Annotated in this window: 24 protein-coding genes and 2 pseudogenes; 9 read left to right on the forward strand and 17 right to left on the reverse strand. The window is 55.8% G+C overall.

Annotated elements, in window-relative coordinates; translation table 11 throughout:
• Nucleotides 1–65: 65 nt before the first annotated feature.
• The 8 genes and pseudogenes from AArcCO_RS14170 to AArcCO_RS14205 all read right to left on the reverse strand — a co-directional run bounded on the left by AArcCO_RS14170 (nt 66) and on the right by AArcCO_RS14205 (nt 9,732).
• Nucleotides 66–986 carry a glycosyltransferase family 2 protein gene (locus AArcCO_RS14170; RefSeq protein WP_259534142.1) on the reverse strand — a complete coding sequence of 307 codons (921 nt, stop codon included), beginning with the start codon at nt 984–986 and terminating at the stop codon, nt 66–68.
• Nucleotides 987–1,982: 996 nt separating this feature from the next.
• Nucleotides 1,983–3,128 (reverse strand): annotated as a pseudogene (locus tag AArcCO_RS14175) (ISH3 family transposase).
• Nucleotides 3,129–3,271: 143 nt separating this feature from the next.
• On the reverse strand, nt 3,272–4,582 hold the full coding sequence (locus AArcCO_RS14180; RefSeq protein WP_259534143.1) for an O-antigen ligase family protein: 1,311 nt from the start codon (nt 4,580–4,582) through the stop codon (nt 3,272–3,274).
• Nucleotides 4,554–5,747: a glycosyltransferase family 4 protein gene (locus AArcCO_RS14185; protein ID WP_259534144.1), complete on the reverse strand. Its 1,194-nt coding sequence runs from the start codon at nt 5,745–5,747 to the stop codon at nt 4,554–4,556. Before AArcCO_RS14185 ends, AArcCO_RS14180 begins: the two co-directional genes overlap by 29 nt.
• Nucleotides 5,748–5,810: 63 nt before the next feature.
• Nucleotides 5,811–6,761, reverse strand: coding sequence for an ATP-grasp fold amidoligase family protein (locus AArcCO_RS14190; protein ID WP_259534145.1), 951 nt, complete (start codon nt 6,759–6,761; stop codon nt 5,811–5,813).
• A 48-nt stretch (nt 6,762–6,809) separates the two neighbouring features.
• Nucleotides 6,810–7,895, reverse strand: coding sequence for a glycosyltransferase family 4 protein (locus AArcCO_RS14195; protein WP_259534146.1), 1,086 nt, complete (start codon nt 7,893–7,895; stop codon nt 6,810–6,812).
• A gap of 290 nt (nt 7,896–8,185) precedes the next feature.
• Nucleotides 8,186–8,539: a hypothetical protein gene (locus tag AArcCO_RS14200; protein WP_259534147.1), complete on the reverse strand. Its 354-nt coding sequence runs from the start codon at nt 8,537–8,539 to the stop codon at nt 8,186–8,188.
• On the reverse strand, nt 8,536–9,732 hold the full coding sequence (locus tag AArcCO_RS14205) for an orc1/cdc6 family replication initiation protein (protein ID WP_259536461.1): 1,197 nt from the start codon (nt 9,730–9,732) through the stop codon (nt 8,536–8,538). Before AArcCO_RS14205 ends, AArcCO_RS14200 begins: the two co-directional genes overlap by 4 nt.
• Before the next feature lie 625 nt (nt 9,733–10,357).
• Here AArcCO_RS14205 and AArcCO_RS14210 point away from each other — a divergent pair.
• Nucleotides 10,358–10,498, forward strand: coding sequence for a hypothetical protein (locus AArcCO_RS14210; protein ID WP_259534148.1), 141 nt, complete (start codon nt 10,358–10,360; stop codon nt 10,496–10,498).
• 508 nt (nt 10,499–11,006) lie between these two features.
• Here AArcCO_RS14210 and AArcCO_RS14215 read toward each other — a convergent pair.
• Both AArcCO_RS14215 and AArcCO_RS14220 read right to left on the reverse strand, forming a co-directional pair.
• Nucleotides 11,007–11,510, reverse strand: coding sequence for a type IV pilin domain-containing protein (locus AArcCO_RS14215; RefSeq protein ID WP_259534149.1), 504 nt, complete (start codon nt 11,508–11,510; stop codon nt 11,007–11,009).
• Between the two features lie 761 nt (nt 11,511–12,271).
• On the reverse strand, nt 12,272–12,736 hold the full coding sequence (locus tag AArcCO_RS14220; RefSeq protein ID WP_259534150.1) for a type IV pilin domain-containing protein: 465 nt from the start codon (nt 12,734–12,736) through the stop codon (nt 12,272–12,274).
• A gap of 1,065 nt (nt 12,737–13,801) precedes the next feature.
• Here AArcCO_RS14220 and AArcCO_RS14225 point away from each other — a divergent pair.
• The gene (locus tag AArcCO_RS14225; RefSeq protein ID WP_259534151.1) at nt 13,802–13,996 is read left to right on the forward strand and encodes a hypothetical protein; all 195 of its coding nucleotides are present in this window, start codon (nt 13,802–13,804) and stop codon (nt 13,994–13,996) included.
• Nucleotides 13,997–14,007: 11 nt separating this feature from the next.
• Here AArcCO_RS14225 and AArcCO_RS14230 read toward each other — a convergent pair whose 3' ends face one another.
• The 3 genes from AArcCO_RS14230 to AArcCO_RS14240 all read right to left on the reverse strand — a co-directional run bounded on the left by AArcCO_RS14230 (nt 14,008) and on the right by AArcCO_RS14240 (nt 18,069).
• The gene (locus AArcCO_RS14230) at nt 14,008–14,439 is read right to left on the reverse strand and encodes a type II toxin-antitoxin system VapC family toxin (protein ID WP_259534152.1); all 432 of its coding nucleotides are present in this window, start codon (nt 14,437–14,439) and stop codon (nt 14,008–14,010) included.
• Nucleotides 14,439–14,708, reverse strand: a complete 270-nt coding sequence (locus AArcCO_RS14235; RefSeq protein ID WP_259534153.1) for an AbrB/MazE/SpoVT family DNA-binding domain-containing protein — start codon at nt 14,706–14,708, stop codon at nt 14,439–14,441. Before AArcCO_RS14235 ends, AArcCO_RS14230 begins: the two co-directional genes overlap by 1 nt.
• Nucleotides 14,709–14,835: 127 nt before the next feature.
• On the reverse strand, nt 14,836–18,069 hold the full coding sequence (locus AArcCO_RS14240) for a PGF-CTERM sorting domain-containing protein (protein ID WP_259534154.1): 3,234 nt from the start codon (nt 18,067–18,069) through the stop codon (nt 14,836–14,838).
• Between the two features lie 1,266 nt (nt 18,070–19,335).
• Between AArcCO_RS14240 and AArcCO_RS14245 the strand changes: the two genes are divergently transcribed.
• Both AArcCO_RS14245 and AArcCO_RS14250 read left to right on the forward strand, forming a co-directional pair.
• Nucleotides 19,336–19,491 carry a DUF2080 family transposase-associated protein gene (locus AArcCO_RS14245; RefSeq protein ID WP_259534155.1) on the forward strand — a complete coding sequence of 52 codons (156 nt, stop codon included), beginning with the start codon at nt 19,336–19,338 and terminating at the stop codon, nt 19,489–19,491.
• A 2-nt stretch (nt 19,492–19,493) separates the two neighbouring features.
• Nucleotides 19,494–21,224 (forward strand): RNA-guided endonuclease InsQ/TnpB family protein, encoded by a 1,731-nt coding sequence (locus AArcCO_RS14250; RefSeq protein WP_259534156.1) that lies wholly within the window; start codon nt 19,494–19,496, stop codon nt 21,222–21,224.
• Nucleotides 21,225–21,258: 34 nt separating this feature from the next.
• Here the strand turns inward: AArcCO_RS14250 and AArcCO_RS14255 are convergent, their stop codons facing one another.
• Together AArcCO_RS14255 and AArcCO_RS14260 are read right to left on the reverse strand one after the other, a co-directional pair.
• Nucleotides 21,259–21,507 carry a hypothetical protein gene (locus tag AArcCO_RS14255; protein WP_259534157.1) on the reverse strand — a complete coding sequence of 83 codons (249 nt, stop codon included), beginning with the start codon at nt 21,505–21,507 and terminating at the stop codon, nt 21,259–21,261.
• Nucleotides 21,508–21,519: 12 nt separating this feature from the next.
• A complete protein-coding gene (locus AArcCO_RS14260) occupies nt 21,520–21,885 on the reverse strand; it encodes an HVO_A0114 family putative DNA-binding protein (RefSeq protein ID WP_259534158.1) in 366 nt (121 codons plus the stop codon).
• Nucleotides 21,886–22,061: 176 nt separating this feature from the next.
• Between AArcCO_RS14260 and AArcCO_RS14265 the strand changes: the two genes are divergently transcribed.
• Nucleotides 22,062–22,421 (forward strand): DUF7718 family protein, encoded by a 360-nt coding sequence (locus AArcCO_RS14265; RefSeq protein WP_259534159.1) that lies wholly within the window; start codon nt 22,062–22,064, stop codon nt 22,419–22,421.
• Between the two features lie 4 nt (nt 22,422–22,425).
• On the opposite strand, the pseudogene AArcCO_RS15995 reads toward AArcCO_RS14265, so the two are convergent.
• Nucleotides 22,426–22,551 (reverse strand): annotated as a pseudogene (locus AArcCO_RS15995) (glycosyltransferase family 1 protein); the annotation flags it as partial.
• Between the two features lie 220 nt (nt 22,552–22,771).
• Between AArcCO_RS15995 and AArcCO_RS14270 the strand changes: the two are divergent.
• The 4 genes from AArcCO_RS14270 (at nt 22,772) to AArcCO_RS14285 (ending at nt 25,053) form a co-directional block, all read left to right on the forward strand.
• Nucleotides 22,772–23,443 carry a helix-turn-helix domain-containing protein gene (locus AArcCO_RS14270; protein WP_259534160.1) on the forward strand — a complete coding sequence of 224 codons (672 nt, stop codon included), beginning with the start codon at nt 22,772–22,774 and terminating at the stop codon, nt 23,441–23,443.
• The gene (locus tag AArcCO_RS14275) at nt 23,440–24,135 is read left to right on the forward strand and encodes a hypothetical protein (protein WP_259534161.1); all 696 of its coding nucleotides are present in this window, start codon (nt 23,440–23,442) and stop codon (nt 24,133–24,135) included. Before AArcCO_RS14270 ends, AArcCO_RS14275 begins: the two co-directional genes overlap by 4 nt.
• 274 nt (nt 24,136–24,409) lie before the next feature.
• The gene (locus AArcCO_RS14280) at nt 24,410–24,688 is read left to right on the forward strand and encodes a DUF433 domain-containing protein (protein WP_259534162.1); all 279 of its coding nucleotides are present in this window, start codon (nt 24,410–24,412) and stop codon (nt 24,686–24,688) included.
• Between the two features lie 125 nt (nt 24,689–24,813).
• Complete coding sequence (locus AArcCO_RS14285; RefSeq protein WP_259536462.1) at nt 24,814–25,053, forward strand: DUF5615 family PIN-like protein; 240 nt, start codon at nt 24,814–24,816, stop codon at nt 25,051–25,053.
• Between the two features lie 51 nt (nt 25,054–25,104).
• Here AArcCO_RS14285 and AArcCO_RS14290 read toward each other — a convergent pair whose 3' ends face one another.
• On the reverse strand, nt 25,105–25,620 hold the full coding sequence (locus AArcCO_RS14290) for a winged helix-turn-helix domain-containing protein (protein ID WP_259534163.1): 516 nt from the start codon (nt 25,618–25,620) through the stop codon (nt 25,105–25,107).
• Nucleotides 25,621–26,262 lie beyond the last annotated feature (642 nt).

A 26,262-nucleotide genomic window follows, 5' to 3' on the forward strand; every position in this document is an offset into this window, starting at 1 on the left:
GAGGAGACGCTGCCCCTAACGCGATGTGATCGACTAAGCTTGGATAGGACAAGAGTGTTCTAGTGTTAGTTACGGAGATCGACTGCGGAACGCCGAAGTTGCCGGATCAGTCGTATCATACGTTCATCTCCGAACGATAGTATAAAAAACATAACCGACATATAATTAAACGGGTTATAACAAATAGATTTCAACAAATACCTGCGTGCTTCTCGTAACTCACCCTTCCTAACCCCTGCACTCCCGACTTCGTAGCAGAGATTACTCTTCACTTTACGCTCAAGCAATCTTCCACTGTTTTCTATTTCCTGTTGATATTTATCTATAAATACTTCTTTCGATCTTTTTAGTTTTTGATAGTTATTACCACCTTGTTTCTCTTGAGTGACTAGAATCTCTGGTACGTATTCAAATTCACATATATGAGATAACCGCAAATACCACTCCCGATCTTGCCATCTCTCAAATTGAACATCAGGCAATCCAGCCTCATCAATCACTTGTCTCTTAACCATTACTGATGAATAGCTACCCACAAAGTTTTGTAAGAGAATATCTGTAGTTACCTTTCCATTATTTTTGGAATTTTTAACTAGAATAGTTTGACCGTCTGTATCAGTTCTACGTATCCAACAATAGACTAGTCCAACCTCAGAGTCGCAACTTTCAAACTTCGACACTTGCTTTGAGATTTTATTTGATTCCCAAACATCATCATCGTCAAGGAAGGCAATATATTTTCCACGAGAACAACGAATGCCGGTATTTCGTGCAACGGATCCACCTCTATTTTCATTGTGCGTGATAATCCTAACCGACGTATTATACTGAGAGAGTGTTTTACGAGCAGGTATATCAGATCCATCATCGACCACAACTATCTCTATCTTTTCATATGTTTGTGTCAAAGCACTCTCAACAGCACGTGTTAACAATTCTGGTCGATTATACGTGGGAATAACCACGCTTACGAGCGGTTTGTTCATGGAGGGACGAGTGAAGTCAATCGTAGTTATTAACTCTTTACTGCACTCCTTGGATTTATTGATTACCTTTTCGATCGGGTAATGACGCTGTGGTTAGTCGTTTGACGCTTGCGTTAGTCTAGAGTAAATAATTTGGTATTTAGCTATCAAGATTTCGGTGGCAAAATATTATTCCAATGGGAGAAATAGTGATGGCGAGAGTGTTACTCACACTAGTTTCACTCAATTAATCACTTAGAGTCGTCGACTGCAGTCCTCGGGTATTACTTCGGTGAATCAGCACCTCCTCGTGATTGGGGAGATGGTATCTCAATAAGGGCGCTTTAACTCCGTTCAACGATCATCTATCTGATTTTTCATAGCTTCGGTCGGGCATAGAGGCGACTTATCGATGGTGAATTTAAGGGCTACATGGCCCCTTCTGGAGTGGAACTTCCATGGAGAAAAGCATCTCTTCGTTAATCAGTTGTCCGGAAGGCAGGAAAGTTTTCGCTATGATATCGCACCCTCTCACTCAGGCCAGCCAAAATTGTCCTCTCTGGATCGGCCTTCGCTCTCCGTTGTACTCCATCCCCTCTAGAAAAGAATGCCACAAAAAATTTTACACGATTCTTGTCAACTCTCAGAATTTCCCATCCGCATTGGTGCGATTATTTCACCAACCATATCCAACAGACCCGTTTAGGGGATTTAATCCCAGGACAGCACCGGATATGTGAACCTTTCTGTGGGACCCTCCTTCTAGAAACTTAGCAGAGTGTCATAGCATAGAACCGTATTACCCACGACTGGACAGAAACAGATGCACACTCAGTCGATCACATCGACACCTCTCAAACTTCTCGGGAAGAGCTTGAATCTGCGTTTTTGATGCGTGGTTAGTGCTCAGAATGACACGGGCGGTAAGCTCAGGCGACAAGGAGTCGCTGTCGGCGGCGCTCCGCCGCCGACGCGACAGTGTCGCCACTCACGACCGCTGCCCGGATCGGTGGACAGCTACCGGAAGAACCGGTCGTCGAGTGGTTGATTCGCTGGGACAGCCCTGCGCACACCCAGTACTGTCCAAGCGGCCCGCCGCACCATCTCACAAAACTCCGTGAACGGCCATCTCCAGAGGCGGCGCCCCCCGCGGCGGGGCGCCGCCACGTACCTCCAATGCAGATACCGCCAGCTGTTCTGGAGCAGCAGGCTCACCACAAACATCAACAGTCGCAATCCAGCGTCCCGGGAACTAGTGAGAGCGAGGCTCTGCTTGGCTAATCGGTAGCTCGACTCGATGCCGAAACGCTTGCTGTAGTGCTCTCGAGCATCTCGTGGCGTGTCGATGAACGGCGCGTCAGCGGCGTAGCCGTGACGCGCCACTCCGTGTTCATCGTACCGCTCCTGCTGGTACACACAATCGATGAACACGGGGAACGTTACCTTGCCGGCGAGATCGTGCTCGATCTCGCGGCTCCAACCTCTGCTGAGTTCGTCTTGAATCGTCTCGCCCCACTTGACGATCGGCATCGCATAGGCGTAGTTGTGCGCGTACAGCAGTCCGAGACAGGTGCTGTTGTAGAAGCCGCGGTCAAGATAGACGGCCTTGACGCTGAGGTCAAGACCGTCGAGGAGTTCGAGAAACTCAGCGAGGACATCGCTGGTGGTGTCGCCAGCGACAAGCTGGCGCACCGCCAGCGTGTATCGCTTGTTGCGTACCCGTGCGTAGAGTGTCGCGTACGCGTGAAATGCAGTTGTTCCTCGTTTCGCTTGCGAGAAGTACAGCGCCTCTGTCTCGTCTTCGTCACCGTAGTAGGGATCGAGGTGGAGGTCTGCGCAGACCTCCACCGGTCGATCCGGAAGTGTCGCAAGCGCATCTCGTTGCAGAAGCGTGTCCCCAACCGCCTCAACCGAGTCAAGCTCGAACTGCTCGGTGAGATGTCCCCGGACAGTGTTGGCGTGTGGCGAGTCGTCGGTCGTTTCGCAGACGTGGTTGATTGAGGTCCCGCCGGCGCTGGCGCCGGCGAGGACCTCGTACAACGTCTCTGTCGTGACCTCGACATCCTAACCGAGATCTATCGCAAGCTCTTCGTCGAGGCTGTTGACGACAAAATTAAGCAGGTACTCTTCCTCTATCTCGCTGTCTGCTTCGGTAGGTTCCACACTCTTCCCAAGCAGACACTTTCACTCAAACCCGATGTGATCGACTGACACTGGTTACAGAACTTCACACGCTAGTATAGCCAAACTGATCACTACTACACAAGAACCCTCAGCAGTTTTGACACCGGTGAGCAGCGTCAGGATCATTCAATAGTGTGATGAAATCCCCCACCATTAATTAGTTGATGTGTAGATAAAATCAAGGCGACGATCAGTGGTGCAATCCGTCCGGTGAACGCACTATTAGCAATAGAATATACCAACATAATCGGTACCATAGATGCCACGCATAGAGCCATTAGTGGGGCATCATCAAAATAAGACGTAATCAATTGAGCAGCTATACGAACAAGACTCACGATTAATATGACGAAAACTAATAAACCGAATATACCTCTTTCAACTAAAAATCCAATATAACCACTATGGGGGGTTGTTCCAACTATGTAGATAGTTTGTCTAGGTCCTAATCCAAAGAAAAGAGAAGTGTCCAACATTTCACTGAGTGCTTGCCTCCAGATTCGAACTCGGGATTGTTCACCAGGAGACGTTATGAGGCTATACAGTTGATCTATTGCTCGTTCAACTGCACCGACCTCAAAGTAGACTAAGGGTACAAGAAGTACGCCCCCGAACAGGAGTGGATATAGCGAAATCAACTCTCGACTTCGAATTGCCACTGCGACAACTGGAAGGAACGCGAAAGGAAGAATGAGTAATCCAATTCGAGAACCACTAAAGAAGATCGACAAAACACCTCCAGCAACCAATCCGGTATAAAAAACTTTTAATATTCGGTTAGTTGCTGTGATTGTTCTTGTTACGAGTATCGGCAGCATCAATCCCATATACAATACAAATGGTCCCTGCCATCGGAACGTCCCCGCGATGCGCGTACCACCTCCCCGGATGTTTTCCCATCGGAAGAGCGGATCAAATGGTGCGATTCCCAACACTGCAAGACTTTGACTAATGGCAACGAGTAATACCAGAATATAGCAGCCAACAAATACTTGGATATAGATTCGCCAGTTTCTATGGTGTGTTATAATTGGCAGAAGGCAAAAAACTACCGCGCCGTACAACAGGTACCTGATTGAATCAGTTACTGCTCTCCCGACATTTGGGAGCTCGGCTACTAGAATTAAATAGAGTATTGAAAAAAACCCAGTAATTCCGAGACAGAGCAGCGAAAGTATGACGATGAAGCCACCGCGTGTAAGATGAACTTGAAAGGCAGTGACGGCAGTCACAACAACGAATAATACCATAGTGACATCTGCAAACACGAATCTTCCAATTGGGGTCGTGAATGCAAACCGATCGTAGTCGAAAATGACAACAGCAACGACCAGTATACCAGCGAGGATTATTGGTATCCACTCCGTTAGCGAGTTGGATTCATCTCCGAGTTTTTGATATCCTTTATTCGCCATTTGGAGATTTTGTCTCATTCCCTACCTCGGACAGAAACTCTTCGTATTTCTGTACGTAGTTCTCCATTGAAAAGGAATCAACTACGTGTTTTCGTCCCTCTCTGGCCATCCGGTCAGCCTCACTAGGATTTCTCATGAAAAATATGACTGACTCTACAATCTGTTCTGAATCTTTTGGCTCTATTAAGAGTCCTGTGGATTTATGAATCACGACTTCAGGGGTCCCTCCAACATTGGTTGCGATTACCGGAACCTCCATGGCAAGCGCCTCACGGACAGCCCCCGGAATTCCTTCGTTTAACGAAGGGAGAACAAACACGTCTAGCGTATTGAGATATTCTGGCATCTCATCAACCCATCCTAAAAATTCTACATATTCTTCAATCCCAGTTTCCTTCACTTGATTTCTCAGCTTATCTGCGTAAGTTTCGTCTTCCTTCGGCGTTTGACCTGCAATGAGAACTTTCACGTTTTCATTTTCTTCTACAAGGTCCGGAACAGCATCTATTAGATACTCAATGCCTTTCCGGGGAGTGAGTGATACGGCTGTACCGATTCGAAATTCGTCTGTATTCGTAGGATCAGATAATCGTGATGGATCAAATTTGCTCACGTCAATTCCTTTGTGGAACACTGTGAACTTCTCTCTGTACTGTTCGTGTACATCGGAGTCAAAGATTCGGTTCGCTTGCTCCTCCGATTCGATGAACACGTAGTCTACAGTTGCTAGCGCAACGCGGTGAAGGTATCTAATTGTCCCCTCGGAGTTTAGACCGAGACCTATATTCCAGATGGTTGGTGTTTGACTGACCTGCAGATGAGGGAACACAGTCAATACTGCACGGAGATTCTGACACCAAATGATGTCTGCACTTTGAAGGCATTTCCGAGCCTCAAAATTGTATTGCAGCATACGAAATAGTGCTGGAATCATAATCTTCGGGTCCGATAGCAATCCCTGTCGGTAAGTATCAAGAGCGCCTTTAAATGGAACGATCTTAACGTCGATATTCAATTTGCGTACCTGTTTGCAGAGATACCCCTCGTTTGGCGAGAGTAAAACCGGTGCGAAGCGGTCTGAATCTAGAGAACTAAGAAGTCGAAAAAGCATCTTTGGAGCTCCTCCGTAGTATTCCTCTCCCGTATGAATGTGAAAAAAGACAACCCGTAATGGACGAGTCATTCTGTGCTTTGTTGAAAGTAATGAGTTAAAAAGGCTATCGTTTGAGGGAATCCCTCACCGAATTCACTGGACATCCCAATGGGTGCCGAATTCGAAATCGTAGTCAATAGGGCGGATACGGCTTCCTCCCGAACCGTGAGCCACAGTCAGTTCACCAAAGACAACCCCATGTTCAGCCGTATTGTACAAGTCAACTCGAAGGAAGTCAAACTCCTTACCCAATTCTTCCGCCACGCGAAGCATCTCTTCGAAGGTTTCTGGTTTATCCACGTCTTCACAGCGTGGGAATTTTACTGATACGGGTACCCAATTCCAATCTCGGTCAAATACGGCTCTTCTATGGTCACCCATCCTGTCAATATCAACAAGAACGTACTCAACTGTACCGTCATAGACGAAGAATTTGTAATCTCTTGGAATTTCTTGATTAATACCTTCAAGATATTCTTCTACTATAATTTTTGGAGGGATATCTTGATACCAATACTCTTTTGCCGAAGGTGCATATGTTTGAGATAGCCAAGTCTGGCAAGTTTCTCTGATTTTGTCGTAATCAGCTTCATCTTTGTTCTCAACGAGAATATTCCAGCTGCTCCCGTGATTTGCCTTTACAACGAACTCATCAGGTAAGTTTTTAAACGGAATCTCACCGGGGTCCTCTGTTATGAAATAGGTTTCATTCAAATAGCTACTCCCAACTTTTTTCTGAACGTAATTTCTGACCCTCACTTTATCTTCAATTATAGAAAAAATATCATTTTCAGTATATATTTTTCGATGCATAGTTTTCTCATTGAGTGATCGAGGATTTTTTATTTTGGGCCAGTATCCAATAGTGACAGATCTAACTAATTTTTCGTGTAGAATATCTCCAAGGATACCCCTGAGTTGGGGAGACAGAAAAGAATATAGAAGTATGTAGCGCCATACTTGTACGAGGATATTCCTTACTCCTCCATTCTTGTACTCCTCATAGATGTCCTTAATTCCAGGAACTTTATGTTGGAACGTCATTTTCCTAAATGGTAAATTTGTGTGTCACTATTTCTAGCTACACGATATCTACGGTTTGTCTTCATTTAAACTGGTAAGATATTTTAGATTTATGGTAGTTTTCTTAACTGTTTGATTCCATCGGAGTTCCTGAGAAAGGGTAGGGGCTTGGTCTGCATCAATACGTTCCTTTATTGCACTGGCAATCTCCTCTATATCTTCTTTGGAAGTATATCTCACACATTCTCCAAAAACAGACCGAACTTGGGGAAGATCAGAACAGACCACAGGAACTCCTGTAGATAACGCTTCCATTATAGTTCGCGGCGTCCCCTCTGCACGACTCGGTAGAACCAGTAAATCTGCTGCACGGTACACTTCGGGCATCTCTTCGTGTGGGACCAGACCTAAAAAAGTGACCTGTGGTCCAGCGGTGGCTTCCAACTCCGATCGTAATGGGCCATCGCCACAGATATAGAGGTGAATGTCGTCATCAAGCCGGCTAACAGCTTGGATCACGTCCATTGGGCGCTTTCCCTCAACTAATCTCCCCACAAACAGAACGACGTAGCCGTCGTGATCAATCCGTTCGCTTACAGGCCCGTCAGACCTGAACCGTTCGGTATCCACGCCGTTTGGCACCACTTCGATCCGGCTCGTCACACCCAGATCCCGCACCCGCTGTTTGTCGGTCTCTGTATAGCAGAACACCGTATCGGCCTGGTTGAACGTCCACCGCCCCAGCGTCTTCAAATACCACCGGAAGAGCCGCTCTGGCGCGGATTGGCTGTACAGCCCGTGGTTCGTGATCGCAAGCGGTGGTCCGCCGAGCCGTCGCGTGAGAGCCGCCAGGTTCGTCACGAAATACAGATGCGAGTGGGCATGGATCACATCGAAGTCACCACTTTGCTTCCAGAGATACCGCGCGACGGCCGGCGAGACGTCGTTGCCCAGGATATTCACGCCGGGCGAGACCCGCACCACCGTGTACCCGTCGGTCTCCTCGATCTGTGGCAACGACTCATCGACGCGCGTCGTCAACACCGTCACGTCATGCCCCATCGCCGCCTGGTCTCTGCTCATCGCGTGGACGTGGTACTGGCCACCGCCTTTCGTGTCGGGGTATAGCCAGGGTGCGACCCGGAGGATTCGCATTCGAATCCGGATTGCAGAGCCCGATACACAAACGTGCCGATTCGCACGCGACCCGGCGTCGGGGCGACGAGCCAGCGGCCGCGTCCATCCCTCACGGTTCGTCCGGTCGTGTGCTATATCGCTGCCGCGATCGACCGCGCCGGTCCCGCCAGGGAAACCCGCAGTGAACACATCAACTACCGGGCGAGCCACGCCGATCCCGAGACGACCGGCGAGTCCACCCAGACAGCGTAATAGAGACTACTTTGAGACCCCAGAACGGGAAGACGTCGAGATCGGTAGTGCCGGTCTCACAACTCTTCGAGCGTTCGATACGAGCTGAACCGGATCTCGTCGGGGTCCTCGGAGAGTACCGGCGCAAGCAGTTCGTCCTCCCATTCGAGCCACGGCTCCGGATACTCCGCTTTGGGCTTTGGATCATCAACGGGCCCCCACAGCTGTCGCCACGCCGCCCGACTCTCGTACTGCCAGACAGCAGTATACTGATCGACACGAGCGCCTTTGATGCCCTTCAGGAACCAGTACTCACTCAGCCCCGGAAGATCGAACAGGTTTCGCGACTCCGCCTCGGCGACGGCCGCCTCGAACGCTGCCGGCGTTGCGTCGTCGGCCAGTTCGTATTCGTGGATGCTGACGATCGTCATCCTTCGAGATCCTCGGGGTTCGTCCCGAACGCCGAGTTGACGCAGTTGCGAACCACCTCCGGATCCTTCAACAGGCGGTGGAGTTTGTACGTTCCCGCCCCGCGACCGCCGCTTGTCACGTGGGCCTCCGTGATGTCCAGGAACGCCTGTTCGTCGAGGAGCTCCCGAACGCGGTCGAGTTTCAGCGCCTCGATCCCCTCGTTCGCACAGACGAGCCGGTACACGTCGAACACTTCGGTCGTCCGGAACTCCTCGCTGTCGCGGTGTTCGGTCAGGGAGGCGAGCGCCAGCAGGACGTGCTTGGCGTGGGGCGTCTGCGTCGATAGCAACTCCAGCAGCCGGTCGGCCTCCGCACGCTTCTTGGCGGCCTCGAGATGTGACTCCCGGACCATCTCGTCGGCACGTTGTTCGGCGATCTCGCCGGCGTTTTTGAGGATTCGGATCGCCTTCCGGGCGTCGCCGTGTTCCCGGGCGGCGAGGGCGGCCGCCTTCGGAATCACCTCCTCGGCGAGGGCGCCCTCCCGGAACGCGTCCTCGCGGGCGTACATGATGTCTCGAAGCTGATCGGCGTCGTACGGGGGAAAGATGAGTTCCTCGCTGCCCAGCGAGGAGCGAACGCGCTGGTTGAGTTCTTTCCCCCAGTCGATCTTGTTGGAGATGCCGATGATCCCGACGTCGGTGTCGACCTTGCCCGCCTCTCGCGCCCGGGAGAGCTGCATCAGAATGTTGTCGCGGTTGCCGTCGGCGTCGGGTTGAAGCCGATCGATCTCGTCGAGGATCACGATCGCGCCGTCGAAGTGCGCCTCGAGCAGCTCCCAGGTGTACGTGTAGTAGTGGGATCGTCCGAGCCCCTTCAGTGGGATCCGTTCGGGGGACCCGGCTGCGGTGTTCAGCGCACGAGCCACGGCGCAGGCGGCCTGCGCTTCCGTCGAGTGTTGCGCGCAGTCGACGTACGCGACGGCGAGACGCCGACCGCGTCGGTCCGCCTCCGCCCGGGCACGCTCCGAGACGTGCCGGGACACCAGCGATTTGCCGGTCCCGGTCTTACCGTACACGAGCACCGGCGTCGGCGCGGCGCCGGAAACCACCGGACGAATGTAGCCCGCGAGATCCTGAATCTCTTCGTCCCGCCCGACGATGCGATCCGAATCGGGAACCGTTCCCACCTCCAGCAGCGTCCGGTTCCTGAACAGCGTCGTGGTTTCGTCGTCGTCCGGGGCAAAGAGCGGATCCGGACCGGACGCAACCGAGTCGTTCGTTCCGGACCCCGTCTCACCGGGGCGTGGATCGTCGGTCACGTTCGGACCTTTCTGGGGATAGTATAAAATAGTACCTAACCCGAGTCAAAGTGTAAATTCGATATAGGCGCCATTTTATTTGTATAATCCATTTATTTTCTACAAGTCGACTACAGACACACACCTCAGTCAAACTGTATTCTCCGAGCAGTCCAGTCAGCAATATTCGGAGATTGGGTGTTCGTAAATAAAGTGTATACAATCTCCGAAGGAGCGAATCAATTCAACCACCGTCGGGCAGAGATCTTCGACGGCAGAGAGTGGTAGCTGATTCAAAATTGGTGGACCATGGACGGGACACACACCCCAGTCCAACTGTAATCTCCGAACAGTGTTGAGGGGAGATCATGGGTTAAGGAACCCAGGACACACCCCAGTCCAACTGAAAACGGATGCTCGAAAACGCTCGAAGAACTCGACACCGTACCTAGGCCGCCTGCAGTATATTGATTCAGCACGATTTCGTCTTTAGACGTCGAACGACCCTCCTCCTGCCGAACAGTTACACTTGGACTGGGGTGTGTCTCCGGGGAAGACGTGGAAACACGACCGGGAACTATTGAGCGATCACAGCGTCTACAGCCACCTCAACGAACTCGTCATGCTCGGCGTCCTCGACCGACACGACCTCAACCAGGGGCCATCAGGCGGTATCTACTAGGAGTTTGGACTGGCAGTAAAACTTGACACAGTACTCTCCGTGTTTGAGGACAACCACCCGCCCGACGGAATCGACATAGAGGCCCTGCGCGTTCGCCTCTGAGGAACGATCGAAAGTTCTCAGAAAGAATGAAACGGTGGTGTGTGCTCGTGCGTCTGACCTCGGAGGATCGTTCGAAGCCATCGCGTAGCGGTGAGAACGATTGAAATGTTGGTGTGGGTGTGAATCTTGCCAGTGCAGAACACTCGTATTCGGCTGCGATATCGAAGTAGTATTTCGAATTCAGTCCAACCATCTCAGGTAAAAACGATTGAAGCGAAGTTGCGGTGGATCCAGTAGTGAGCGCGTTCTTTCTTAGTCATAGCGTCACCTACAGGACTTTTTTGCGCATCCGATCGATGATTTCTACATAGAGTTCCGTCCGAAAGTCTACCGTCAATGTGGCCTCCTCTATTCGAGCGGCGGCTGGATAATGGCTTAAAAACCTAAAAATAGGGACTAACTCTTGTTAGACGTTAGCTTCTACTGTATTTGGCACTGTAAATTCACGAAGGACGGATGACCGATCACCAGATTCCCACGTAAGGCTCACGGTTGCTCCCTCTGAGACAAGGGGATCGCCGTTTTCAACCCCACTATCGTGGTCCACAGTAATTCCCACAACGTTGCCTGCACTTATGGTATCACCTGCGCCATTGTCCACGTCGAATTCATCCACATTATCTGAGTTGTCATTATTTGCAACACTCACTCCGAGCGCATCAAACTCAACTGAATCCCCTCCCTGATGAGTGAATTCCATGAATCGTTCTTCATCATCCACGCTCTCATAGTCAGCAACGAGTTCTCCTTCGAACTGCGAATTCGGCGCCGTGTCCCCTACCTGATCACCGAGACCCAACACGAATGTGCCAATAACAGCCGCCAAGATTACTGTTATGGCAACCATCAATATGACGCCGATAACGGGCGATACAGCATCTTTATCTTCGGCAAACGTTTTCAATTGCATACTTTCGATGTCCTCTTTTTCTCTCCACCATCCTTAGGAAAGATGCAGTGACCTTCCGTGTATTCTGGCACGACAGGCCGTTGGATCATTTCACACTTTCCGGCATGGTGGTTATTCATAACTATCGACAGTAAAGAGTTAAATCCGATGATCTAATTATCAATTATGAACACAGGTCCTCAAGGCACTTTTTGACTAACAAGACGGTAGACGACTTAAAGATTGACAAGTTGTTAGCCCAGAACGAAAAGTTATCGGCATATTTTGTCAGTCGCGTAACCTCTGTCGATCTTAAGTCTAGCGCACGCAAGACATTCAATTCGGCTGAGTGTACTCTCAGTTGTATGACGCGTTTTCTTCAATACCGCGGATGAAGCATAGTGATAGCGCGGAACGTTAATAAACTTAAAATCGCTCGCCACTAGTCGATAACGCTAACACATTACTGGATGATTGTTGGATCCAGGGCCGCCGCAGAGATTTACTGACCCACCAGTGACACTCACAAGACCCTAGCATCTCAGTATCTACTGGGAATTTTCAACTGTTACACCGTAAAATCACACCAACGCAATTATAATTTGAACTATTATCCAGAGATGCTATTTGGGAGCCAATTCCACCATTGTTCAAGCAAACACTGACAGCTAGTAACCACCGTCTCCAGCTATCGCGACGAGTTTACGTGCCAGTCGAAATGTTGGAACAGGTACTGTTCGGCTATACGGCAAAATGAAAAAAAGTAATTAGAGAGGTAGCGTTTAATCCGAGTACTCAACGTCTATCGATTTAAGAATCGATGAGGAATCACCTGACTGCCAGACAAGTCGAATTGACGCTTCAGCCTCGCCACTAGTCTGATCAGTCAAGTCAGCGGTAAAGCTATCCCCTGCTGATAACGACTCCGGAGCTGGGCCTGTCAGCCCTGTCACATCATCATGGTCTTCTACCGTCACAACATCCGTATCGGATGACACAACAGTAAGCGTGTCGGCGTCAACACTGTCGCCACCATTGTGCGTGAACGTCACTTCCCCAGGGTCAACAGGTTCATCAGCATTTGCATCCCAATTCGCATTCGGCGCTGTGTCCCCGACCTGGTCACCCAGACCGAGCACGAACGTCCCGATGACGGCTGCGAGAATCACCGTAATCGCAACCATCAGGATAACGCCGATGACGGGCGATACTGCCTCTCTGTCCTCGAAAAACGCTTTCAATTTCATGGTCGTAGTGTTTCAACCCCCCACTGACGATCGGCCGGCCCCCAGCTCGCTGCTGCAGCACCGCACGCCCTGCGACCGACACTCGACGGCAACGTCCCGATCATCGTGGTGGCTATCGACGACTTTCCTTGCACCACTGATAAATCCAACCTCCCGATTATCACCGCTGAAACTGAGCAACCAGATTACATATCACCGCCCAGAAAGCCACCGACTCTGACGCGGGGACACCAGGAAAGCGACTCGTCGACACCAACTCGACAACGAGTCAGGCCACCGTCCACGAACTGCCCGCCAACCATGAGGACGCACAGGCCTCCGGCGCCAGGAACCCCACCACTACCGGTTCGCCTCCCTCGACCGACCGAAGATACTCGAGACCGAGTGTCGCTCCACGATTCGATCACATACCAACCAGCGCTGCCCAGCAACCGGTCCGGCCGGGACTGAAAGGGGCGAGTCGCTGGAGGAAGACGGCTGACGGAAGCACCGCAGCGAACGACGTGAGCGAGGAGCGCACCGAAGCCCTCGACTCCAGCGACTCGGGGCTTTCGAGGTCGTCACCGATCTGTTCCACCTCGTTCAAAAACGCACACCAACGCGATCCCCAGCAGAATCAGTCACTATTGGCCCTCGGACAGCGTCGGCCCGACTGAATCCGTCACAAGGACTGCTCGCATGCCCGTTCGACCGACAACGCCTGTCCGACCGGATTCCGACTCCATTCGAAGACGACCTCACCACTGACCCAACCGACCGACTGGAGCCTGCCTGACCGTGAACCGTCTGCGGCCGATTGCGACGTCGTCGTACTCGGGTGGTTTCACTCGAAATCGTGGTGTGTCTCTCGGCCCGAGCCGAACCGACTCGATCTGCTCCGATCTGATCTGACTCCACTGCAGAACACTCGACGTGGTGGGGTGTGCCTCCCGTCGGACGAAGAACCCACACACCGACAGTTCGAGTGAAGCGTGACTGTCCAGTGCATCCCCCGACCACGTCGCGCTTCACTTGCAAGAGTGGTGTGTCTCTCCAGGCCGACCAACCGAAGGATTCGACCGGATCGTGACTCACCTCCATCGTGGCGATCTCGAGAAACTCGCTGGCCGTATCGACACTGTCCTCGAGCGGCTCACCTCCGAGGGGTTCGGCGACGCGTTTGAAGGCGTTTTCGAGCAGCAGATCGTCCCGAAGCGCGACGTCGACGCCGTCGTCGAGTTCCTTCGGGACCGGCGACGGCGCCTCGATTCCGACACCTGACGGCAGCAGTATCAGGCGAACGGATCGTCGGGAGTATCGAGACGGATGAGACCGTCGACGACATCGAAATCCTCGTCGAACGAGTAGAGATGATCGATCCCAGTCCGCTCCATGTAGGCGACGATCGTCGCGTCACCGAATGCGAGACTGTCGTAGGTTTCGAACAGTTCGACCGCCCGGTGGAAATCCGACTGTGTTCCATGAACCAGTTCGAACCCTGCCGATTCGGACAGGCGTGATCGGAGATCGACGGCGATGTCGTGGCGCTGCCGTTCGTGGATCCAGTTCAGCGTCTCGAGGAGAACGTAATTTGTAACCCTGACTGTCGGAAGCTCGTCCCGGTCGATCCTGCGAACGATCGCGTCTGCCCGATCGTGACGGCCACCCGCCCCCGTATCCTTGTAATCGATCAGGACGTTTGAATCGATAACTGCACGCGTCATTAGAAGGACTCCGAGGCAGACGGGTCTGCCTCGCGGCCGGCGAGATCGTGTGTCTCTAGCCCGTCGCCACCGAGATCGGCTTGCAAGTCGTCGTCCTCGAACGCGCCGTATCGTTGCCGGATCACCTCGACTCGCAGCTCGTCGTTCACCACCTCCCAGCGGAGTTTGTCCCCGGATTCGATGTCGAGGCGTCGACGAAGCGAGGCCGGCACCGTCACCATCCCCCTGTCGTTGACCGTCGTCTCTTCGGGGACGTCATCAGTCGACATAGCCGTGGATAGCCGCCGATGTCTTATACATGTTTCCACACATGTGCACCGGTCGTGACGAGATCCGACCCTCACCGGGCACAGCCACGGTGCGACCCGGCGTCACTCCCGGTCTTCGTCCGAAACGTCACTCCCGGTCTTCGTCCGAAAGCCGCTTCCTCAACAGGTACGCCGCGCCACCGACTCCCGCGATCCCCGCCCCGATACCGAATCCGGGCGATTCCGTGTCCGTCTCCGTGTCCTCGTTCTCGATCCTCTCGTCGTCGTCAGTCGCCTCTCCGTCATCCTCGTCATCTGCGTGTCCTCCATTCTCGTCGATCACCCCATCGTCCGACTCGTCGCCTGTCACGTCCCCGGACGTGCGTGAGAGCAGACCCTGGAGTGCTACGAGGTTGACGACGAGCGCCCACTCGTCTGATCCGAACTCGACTTGGCTGGCGAGGAGATACCCCGCGCCGACCACAAACCCTTCGCCGTGTGAAACTGCCACACCCACGGGTGCGCCGGCCGCATCCTCGTCGTCCGGTTCCCGATCGTGGACCGGTCCATGAGTGCGGTTCAACCACGCCCCGGTGTCTTCCGGCAGACGGGCCCACACGTGGGCGTCGCCGATATCCGTCAGAACTGTCCGGGGTCGAGAACCGGTGAACATCCACGTCAGCCTCGAGGGCTCGATCGCCGCCTCGATGCGTTCCCCTTCGGGACGACCGATTTCGGCACGATCGAAGTTAAACCCGTAAACGGACGTCAACTCGCTAATGTCTTCGGGCATACCCGCGAAACCTTCGACCACGAGTCCACCCCCGTTTGTGACGAACGACTCGACGGCATCCAGCTCCGTTTCGGTAAATTCGTATAGGGCGTCTCCGAGTGCAGGCGGCACGAACAACAGATCCAGTTCCTCGAGCGTTTCGTGATTCCACTCGGGTACTGGCCGCACCTCGTACTCCGGGAATGCGTCCGCGAACGCTGCGAACGATCCCCCACCGTCGTCCCACTCGAAATCGGGATGTGATGGCTGGTTGTGGGCCTGATCGATCCCGATCACCGGCGTCCGGTAAGCCCGGTCTGCCCAGTCGATCGCCGCCGTCGCACGCTCCTTTGCGACGTCGTACTGTTCGAACGCGAAGGCCTGTTCTGCGTTGTGCAGTGTCGCGGATGCAGCCTCCAGCAACTCCTCTCGATCGTCCGTCACTGCCGTCTCGACGGCCTCCCGAGCTTCATTGATCGTCGTCCGCGCCGCCGCCTCGTCCGTGGCGGGTCGCAAGGCAGCGTCCGACTCCGCGAAGACAAGGAATCCCCACACGTCCAGCGTCGGGACCGTCACCGATACCTCGTCTGCATCCCCGTCGATTTCGAGGGCGGTCGACCCGTCGACCGTGTAGTAAGACGCCGCAGCCGGCGAGAACGGCAGGTCACGAACGGTCACCTTGACGGCTTCGCGGGATCGCATCGCGTCGGTGTCCCGGTCGTAGGCGTAGTTGAGGAGATGGACGACGACGAATTCGGCGGTGTCGCTGTCGGCACCACTCCCATCGTCGTCAGCTGCACCGGTCTCGCGTTCTGTCCCATCGCTGACCGCCATCCGAGTGAGACTGATTCGGGCGTCACTATCGAGTTCCACGCCCGGATCGAACGCTGCCAACTGGTCCCGAACTGCCTGTGCACCCACCCCGTTTCCGTCGGCTGACACGTCATCGTCGACGACCGTCGCGTTCGAGGCCGATTCGAGGGTTGCCTGTAGATCCTCGCGGGGTTCAAACGCGGCACTCCGGGTGGGTGCCCCACCGGCGACGAGTACAGACGTGCCGGCCGCAAGTGCCTCCTCGAGTGCCGCCACGTGATCGTCCGACACACACTCAACACTCGGCAGCACCACCTGGTCGTACGTCTGGAGCGCCGCGGTCTGCTCTGGCGCCGCCCACAACTCCGGATCGTCGAGGATGACGACATCGAAGGGCAGTTGTGCCTCTCGGAGGAGCCGACCGGTGCCGTGGACCGCGTTTCGGTGACTACGGGGAGTTCCCCATTCCGGGGCGTCCTCCCACAGCAACGTCGGTAGCGAGACGACGATCGCCGTCCGATGCTGCTCTCGACCGTTGCTCAGGAACCGACGATGGGATCGGAGGAAATCGACGAACCGATGGAGACGATCCCCGATAGTGCCGTCTTCGCGCATCCAGGTGTCGATCCGCCAGTCGTAGGACTCGTCCGGGCCGCTGGTTAACTGGATCTGGTGGACTGCGCCGTGAGCGTACGACTGGGCGACGTGAAACTCGAGCAGCGTCGGGTAATACTCGGTGCTGTCGAATCCCTCGGCCTCGGGTTGTTCGTGCCAAATTGTGTGAAACACTCTGACTGCCTTCTCGAACCGCCCGGACGCTCGCGCGATCTTGATCGAGACGTCCGACAGCTCTTCGGGCGGAATCGCAGGTGAGGTCTCCAGCAGGATCTCATCGAAGACGTCGCTCAGATACACCGACGCCGGTCGCAAAACGTGGCTCTGTAATCCGAACTGTACTCCCAGATTCGTCGAACCTGCCGCCTCGATCTCGGCTGGCAAGTCTTCTCTGGCGTCCTCGAAAAACCGATCGAAGAGTCGCTTGGCGGTTCGGTGCTGGAGCTTTCGCCGTTCGCGGTACACGGGATCGACGGCGGGAACCTCGACATCGTCGGGCATCAGGTCGTTCGTCTGGAGATACGATCGCATATCGAATCCGTCGACATCGTCGATGCCATACTCCGCGAGAGTACTGTCCGGGAGTGACTCGAGGTACTCCCGGAACGTGACGTCCGCCCAGAGAGAGCAGTCGAGGCCCGAGCTAGTACCGAACGAGATGTGATCGACCCAGAGCTGTGTGAACCCCATTTGGGAGATCTCCCGTCCCCGCTGGGTGAAGTACTTCAGTGTGCCCTCCGCGAATACTGACGGAAAAATCGCGTCTGGATCGTCGCCCGGCCCGGCGGGTGGCTTCCAGGGCTCTCCATCGATCCCCACGCCTGCAAGTTCTGCAACACTCGTGACCGGTGTGCCGTCGGGATGGTACCACCGCTCGTCGTCGGGCTGGTCGTCGTACCAGTCGTCGACGGTTTCGACGGGCGTGATTGGATGAATCCCACCCGATGCCGAGGACCCGTAGCGATGAGTGAGCATTCCGCCTGCTCGTGTACGCCTGCCGACCCCACCGTCGAACGGTGGCAAGCGTCCGAACAGATGCTGGTTGGAGATCATATCCGGATCGAGACGTAACACCTCCTCGATCATGACGTCCCGATCAGCGTCCTGCCATTCGCCCATATAGACGGGCGCAGCACCGTACGCGAGTAGGAACGGCTCGGTGACGTTGTCCGGGACGTCCATGGCAAACTGGGATCCAGGACCTGAGCCAACCTCAGACCGGGCTTCCCCTCCAGATTCAGCCGCATCCTCAAGGAATGGAACCGTCGATCGGTCTTCTGCGCCGAGATCAGCATCGAATGGCATCCAGCCCAACATCGGAACTGAACCAATCCCTGTTAGCATCGAGCGCCGGGTGGGGTTACGCATACCACAAAACAACACGCCAACCCGTAATTATCGTTTTCGTGGGCACGATATCAACCTGCCATGATCTCAAAGTCGTGCCGACTATCAATCGCTCCCAAAACCCCTACACGAAGCCGATTCGATTTCCTCGCTTTACCGATCAGATTCCGATGAGATCGCGGTTTTCGCGGGGGGACCACCCCTCGTTTCGTCTGTTCTGGATCAACGTCCGCGATCGACCTCGACAGTCCACCTCGGTGCTGTACCGCCAGGAACGAACCACGCAGCCGAGACGATTCGAAGACGCCCCCTCGCGATGCCACGCGACTTCCGACGCCTCACGACTCGAGATCGTCGGGGGTCGTCCCGAGAACGATCGACACGGTGGTGTGTGTGGCGGGGCTACCGGGAGGGCACTCGGGAAGAAGCCACCGAGAATACAACAGAACCACAGAACGATTCGAAAGCGCTCGCTATATTGGGGTCACAACTGACGGCAACCGGCCGATCAGACAGCGGGGTTGGGACTGAAAGGGGCGAGTCGCTGGAGGAAGACGGCTGACGGAAGCACCGCAGCGAACGGAGTGAGCGAGGAGCGCACCGAAGCCCTCGACTCCAGCGACTCGGGGCTTTCGAGGTCGTCACCGATCTGTTCCACGTCGTCCAAAAACGCACACCAACGCGATCCCCCGCAGAATCAGTCACTATTGGCCCTCGGACAGCGTCGGCCCGACTGAATCCCTTATAAAGACTGCTCGCATGCCCGTTCGACCGACAACGCCTGTCCGACCGGATTCCGACTCCATTCGAAGTCGACCTCACCACTGACCCAGCCGACCGACTGGAGCCTGCCTGACCGTGAACCGTCTGCGGCCGGTTGCGACGTCATCGTACTCGGGTGGTTTCACTCGAAATCGTGGTGTGTCTCACCAGGCCGACCAATCGAACGTCTCGAACGAAACAGGCCGACCGAAGATCTCCAAGAACGATTGAAACGCTGGTGTGGGGTAGCGTAACTGTTACAAAATCCAGTATATTCAGTAGTACCCAGTCGTCTTTCCGAGCGAAATATTTAATTATATGTATACCATATAGTAATGTATGGGAGATCGGTACGAAATCGAAGGAGAAGAAATCGTTGAACGCGAAGTCAAGCCGTTCGGGAGTGGCGGCGCACACGTCACCGCCCCAAAAGACTGGATCGGCGCAACCGTCAAACTCGTCCGGACGACAAAACCAGACCACGACGACGACTAACGATGCAACTCACCGAACAGTTCCACATCCCCGACGAGCATCACGAGGCTTGCGACCGCCTCACCACACTCGTCCAGCAACACACACAGCGCCTCCTCGACACTGAATACTGGACTGACACGCATCTCGACGCTATCAGCGACCACACAGGCCAGTCCTACACCTACATCCGCGACGACGACTCTGACGCCTTCGAAGACGTTGAAGAGTACGTCTACAGTCGATTCAAACGATGTGTCTACCACCGCGTCACGCACATCCTCGACGCCCACACCGACGAGTATCAGGCGTTCCAGTTCGTGACCGACACCGTTGCCGAGCGCAAGATTCGACGCATCGGCTGGCACAGACTCCGCCAACGGTTGTTCGATGAAAACTCACCATACATCAACTGGCGCGTACTGGAGTCTGTCGTCGAGCAACTCAACACCTACTACGACCAGCACGGACACTTCCCCGAAAAGTACACGGAACTCGTCGAGACGCCCGAACCCAACGGCACACTACCCTACGCACCCGATAAGGGCGATTACCACATCCACGAACTAGCAGTCGAAGACGATGAACTCCGCCTCGTGCTGAACGCGCCAGACTCGCTTTCACCGGAGAGCTACCACGACTGGACGAACCACGAACTCCGCTTCCCGACCCATTCCCGAGTTAACGAGATGCTCGAAGCGGGAGACGTGAAAGCCCCAACATTGCACGCTTCCGAGCATGGCTACACCCTCGACGTGCCTGTTTCTGTGCCCGAGCAGGAAACAGAGACAGTTGCCGACCGCGTGTTAGCGGTCGATCTCGGCGTCAAGAAACAGGCCACGGCGGTCGTTCTTGACACCGGCGACGAGACACACGAGCAGGTGACGCCGCCACAGTTCATCGACCATCCAGCGAAGGACAAACTGTTCCGGGTGAAAGCCGACGCCGAAGGCATCAACGACCGCCTCGCAGAACTCCGCAGACAGGGGAAAGCACACACGGAACGGTTCGATCACTTGCTCTGTGAGTACCGCCAGACGCGGCGAAAAGAACGCCGCCTTCGTGAGCAAATTCAACACGACGTGGCGAACCAGTTGGTGTGGGCAGCCGCCGAGAACGGCTGTGAAACCATCGTGTTCGAGTCCCTCGGCCAGTTTGACGCAGACGATACAAGTGGGGCAGTCGCGTGGTCGATTTCCTCGTGGGCACGGGGAGAACTGCTCGACCACGTCGAGTACAAGGCCGGGTTGCTCGGAATCGAGTTTGCGACGGTGAATCCGTGGGGCACTTCGCGGTACTGTCCGCGATGCGGTGAGCGTGGAGAGACGGTAAACGCACCGAACGATCACACGGAGTGTCGTCACGGTGGACATTTCCACTGCCCCGGGTGTGGCTACGAGTGTGATCGTGACGTGGTTGGGGCGGTGAACGTCGGACGGAAACACATCGATGCGTGCAAGATGGAGACGGCGAACCCCGCTGAGTATATCTCGACGGGGAACCACGCCAGCTTTCCATCACGCCACGCGGGGTGTGCCCGTTCTGCTGGCGTTCAGTCCGCGACCGACCAACAGGATCAGGCGAGCGGTCGTCAGACCCGCCTCTCTCAGCACCGTGCCCGGTCACTCACGGTGAAACCGGGTGAGGGAGACATGGGTGGACTGCACAGAAATCGCGGTAGTAACACGGGTCAGCGGCGACCCAGACGTAGTGTGACACAATCTGTCCTCGCCAGTACTACTGATTGTGGGTGAACACTACTAAATACTACTGAAAATTAGAACGGTGTCACAACTCCCATCCCTGGATGCAGTCTCGAACGCTCCGCTCTTCTCTGAACGCGACCCCGACTACGGGATCGTCTCGAAGAAGATCGAACTGCCGACGGTCGAGGAGTGCAAAGAGCGCGTGGAAGGGCGAGCCGACGACGTCGAACTGTCCATCGAAGGACTCGACCGGCCGGTCCTCATAATGGCAGTTGTATCGAGTTACCGATCGATCGGCCCAGCGGGTGGCCGATCGTCCGGTAACGGCCATCACCTCGTATGTTCAGACGATCGGCTCGACGACCACGTGCTCCTGCGTGAGCCGCGGACGTTTCGCGTTCCCGACCCGCTCGTACCGAACGATTCCGTGCTCTGCTAGCACGCCCAGGTCACGACTGACCTGCCCCTTGTCGCGCCCGAGTTCGCGCGCGAGACCCCGTACCGACTCGACCTCCCGCTCCCGGAGGGTCTCGATGATCTCCCGGCGACGGGGAGTGAGAACCTCCTCGGCGCTCTCCCAGCTGATGACCTGCACGCCCGGCAGCCCCCCGCGAGCGAGCGCCCGAGCCATGCGGGCTCGGAGCTCCGCGCGATCGACTGGGGCCGTCGAGTCCGGCGGGACGTCCCCTCGTGACTCCGTGTCAGACATATTTTTTCACTTATCGTTGAGTTCGAACCACAACGTTATAAACGTTTCTCGATCGTTCCGGAGAACGGCATACTCAAACTACTTGTGAAATAGATAGCTATAAAATAAAATAGTTATATGAGTGATTAATACCGGTCGGTGCGTGAACATTCGAAACCACCAATCAGTTATGTAATATGAGCGAATTTCCAGAATTCGATTACATGTACGAGGTCGGATCACTACGGGGGACGGTCTTTCACGTCGGTGTCCGTGCCGATCCGAGCGTCGACGACGTCGACTCTTTCGCCGCGGTTTTGGTCTTCGAACTGTCGGACGGATCGCTCGTCGAAGTCGCGAAAGTGGACGACGCCGAACACGACGACGGGACGATCCACCTCGACAGATACTATCGGGAAACCGGTGCCGAAATCAAGGATTTCGACGTCGAGATCTCGAATCTCTGGGAGGCGGATGCCCACTTGCAGGCGAACTGGCGGCGGTTCGCCCGGGCGTACCTCGATAATCACGGGACAGCCCCGCGAGATGGTCGGTAGCTGTCCTGATCGTCGCCACCGTCACGTCGTGACCCACCGCCGTCTGGTCCCGACTCAGCGCGGCCACGTGATACTGGCCTCCACCCTTCGTATCGGGGTACAGCCACGGCGCGACCCGGCGGATTCGGATTCGAACCCGGATTGTGTACCCCGATACACGAGCGTGTCGATTCGATCTCTTCGACGCTTCGAACGAAACGGACCGACCGGAGATCTCCAAGAACGATCGAAACGGAGGTGCGGGTGTCTCCCCTCCTGGAGCGAGGGATTATCTGTGTACCAATAACTGCATGTGGATTTCAGGGGGGCAAAACTAATAGTATTGGATGTGATACCGATAACTAGGGATGATGGAGTACGTCGACGAGACCGCGGCGAAGATCACCTTGGCGGTCCGACCGGGTGATTCGATCCGCCGGATCTCCGGGAAGATCGACGGTTCCTACTCGTGGGTTTACGAGTGGATCGAACGGCTGGAGGGGGCGGGGATTCTCCGGCGTGACGACGGCGTCTACGTCGAGAATTACGAGGTCAGGGATCGCTACCGTGACGTCGTCGCGGCGCTGTCTCGATCGATCCCGCCGTCGATCGACGACGGGTACGTCATCCCGCACTTCGCCGGAATGCCGTTCGCGTACACGAAAATCGACGGCGTCTACGTCTGGACCCACGGTGGCTATCAGATCGCCCGCGGCCACGACGACTATCCCATCTTCCTCCGGGTCACAGACCGGGATCTACAGCGGTGGACGGCGTTCTTCGACGAGTTCGGGGTCCCCCACTCTGTCGAAGACCGGCTGGATTCGTCCGAACACGACGGGACAGTCTCGTACGTTCTGTTTCCCACGACGGGGGACCTCACCCGCGAGTGGGTCGACGGCAACCCGGTCGTTCCGCTGGAGGAGACGATCGACCACATGATGAGGTACCGGGTGAACTACGAGCCGGCGCTGGAGATGATCGCCGACGAGTACGACCGCGAAATCGACGCCTCCCACGAGGATCCTCGCGTGAACGCATGAGTCTCGGCGAACGCGAAGACGAGTTGCTGGATACGCTGGAAGCGGTCATCGACACCGAGTTGCCGTACGTACTGGTGGGGGGGTGGGCGATCGCGGCGTTCAACCAGCGGTTCACGACGGACGTCGACGTCGTCGTTCCGGCTCAGGCGGTCGACGACTACACCACACTTCTCGCCGACCGTGGCTACGAGAAAACTGCCGACGTCGAGCACAATCACCGGTACGAGGGGCGCACCGTCCGGTTCGAGAAAGACGTCGGCAACCCGGTTCGATTCGACGCGATGATCGATGCGTTGGGCTGTCGACAGACGGAGGCCGAGTGGTCGTACCGCTATCTAGCACAGCACTCCACGACGGAAGAGTTGCGAACCGGTCGCCCGCTAACGGCCAGGATTCCGGAACGAGAACTGTTGTTCGTGGTGAAACTTCACAGTGGTCGACGGGCAGATACCCGTGATCTGGTGGTGCTTGCTGCAGACGCGGATTTCGACCGGATCGTGACTCACCTCCATCGTGGCGATCTCGAGAAACTCGCTGGCCGTATCGACACTGTCCTCGAGCGGCTCACCTCCGAGGGGTTCGGCGACGCGTTTAAAGGCGTTTTCGAGCAGCAGATCGTCCCGAAGCGGGACGTCGACGCCGTCGTCGAGTTCCTTCGGGACCAGCGACGGCGCCTCGATTCCGACACCTGACGGCGGCACCCTCTTTTCGCCCGTACTGTCGTCTCTCCTGGTCATACTGGCAGTTGGGGGGCCGTTATCGGCCGATCGGCCATCTGGTGGCCGATCGCATGGTCCATCGTCCGGTAACGGCTGACAACCGTCAGTGTCGGGCGGCCGGCTGTCGGCTATGTCGGAAGCGACTGCACACGAGAGTTCGCTCCTCCGGAAGTCGCAGGTCCCGTCAGTAGTAGGGGTTGCCGAGGCCGACGGGTTATGTACGGTGACGGCCAATCCTCCCGCAGAGATGACGCGCATCGTCCGGACCGACGACGTCCTCGGCGGGGAGCCCCGCATCGAGGGCACCCGGATCGGCGTCCGTCACGTCGCCGCGCGGGCGGTCGACGCCGGGCAGCCGCCGGCCCACGTGGCCGACCAGCTCGGGATTTCCCTCTCGGAGGTGTACGAGGCGCTTTCGTATTACTACGCGAACCTCGAGGAACTCCGCGAGTTCGAGCGAGCGAACGAGGCCGCCTTCGACCGCGTCGAGAACGAGTCGCTGGAGCCGAAAGAGCGGGTCCAGTGACCGATCCGACAATCCTTCTGGACGAGCACGTCGGGAGAGTCTTCGAGACCGTCCTTCGGGAGCGCGGCTACGAAACTGTCCAGGCCGAAGATCGCTTCGGGGAGTAAACCGTCGACCGGGAACTGCTGAAGTGGTGTGCCGAACGCAGGATCGTGTTGCTCTCGAACAACGCGAAGGACTTCGAGCCGCTCCATCGAGAACTCACCCACGCCGGAATCGTTCTGTATCGCGAACAGGATCTTCCCGACCGCGACCCCGATGGGCTGGGTCGGGCCCTCGACGAGGTGTTCGCACAGTACGGAGCTGACGGCCTCGAAAACGAGATCGTCGACCTCGGAGACTGGTACGACTGGTTCCACCAGTGACCGGGAGACACGGACGTCGACTATTCCGGGGCGATCGCGCTCCATCTCGGATCAATCCTCGACGACGGGTCGGAGTGCATCCAGGATCACTCCCGCTTCCAGCGGAGAGATCTCTTGTTCACGAGCCATGATGTGGTGCGTGACCGATCCATCGACGTATTCGCGAGCGTACTCGAGCGCAACGGAAAGCCCATCCAGTCCGTGGCGATCGACGTACGTATCGATGTCTTCGTTCCGCGTTCGACGGGCAATCGCCTCGACCAACGCCGGCGTGATCCGTCGTTCGACGTCCCCTGATATCAGCTGGAGGTCCATCTCGTGAGCCGTGTACGTCGCCGGACGTCCGTCGTTCGACTGCTCGATGAAGCCTGCAGCTTCGAGCTCGTCGACGTATTCGTAGACCGTTCGTTGCGGGAGATCGAGCGTTTCGACGATGTCCTGAATCGTTGTCTCCGGATGATGCCGGAGATAGGTATAGATCCATGCTTTGCGAGCGTTCCCGAGGAGCTCGAACGCCTCGCCGCCAGTATCGAGCGGAGTATCCCAGTTCGCTTCTCTCGTTGCCATCCTAGTAGTGAATTGCACGCAAATCGCAATAAATCTTGTCGAAACGAATGTTACGGAGTTCGACATCGAGGTTTCGAATCGCTGGTAGGCTGACGCACACTTTGCAAGCGAACTGATGGCGGGTCGCCCGGGCCTGCCTCGACAATCACGGGAAAGCGCCGCGAGATAGTTGGTAGCTCTCCGGATCGAAGCAAGCGCGTCGTGGCCCATCGCCGCCTGATCCCGACTCGTCGCGTGGACGTGGTACTGGCCGCCGCCCATCGTGTCAGACGGTCGGCTGTCGGCTATTCCGGGGGCGACCGCGCCCTCCTGCGCGGTCGTCCCGGTAGGTAACGAAATCCGACCGTCTGTGGGTACAGCCACGGTGCGACCCGGAGAGGATTCGGGTTCGAACCCGGGTTGTGTACCCCGATACACAAGCGTGCCGATTCGATTTCCTCGCTGGTCCGATCTGCTTTCGGGAACGACGAGGTATCCGAAGCGAGGAACACACCCCTCGGTTCGTCTGTTCTGGATCGAGTGTGCTTCCTCCCACACACTTCTCTTCGGAACGGCCCCGGACGAGTGTCCCGGGTTTTATAACCGATAGCCAGACGAAGTGCGTTCGGGGTCAGGAGGCCAAGGAATCGCGTATGTCAGGGA

Origin of the sequence: Halalkaliarchaeum sp. AArc-CO, from assembly GCF_024972735.1 — an archaeon.
GTDB lineage: Archaea > Halobacteriota > Halobacteria > Halobacteriales > Haloferacaceae > Halalkaliarchaeum.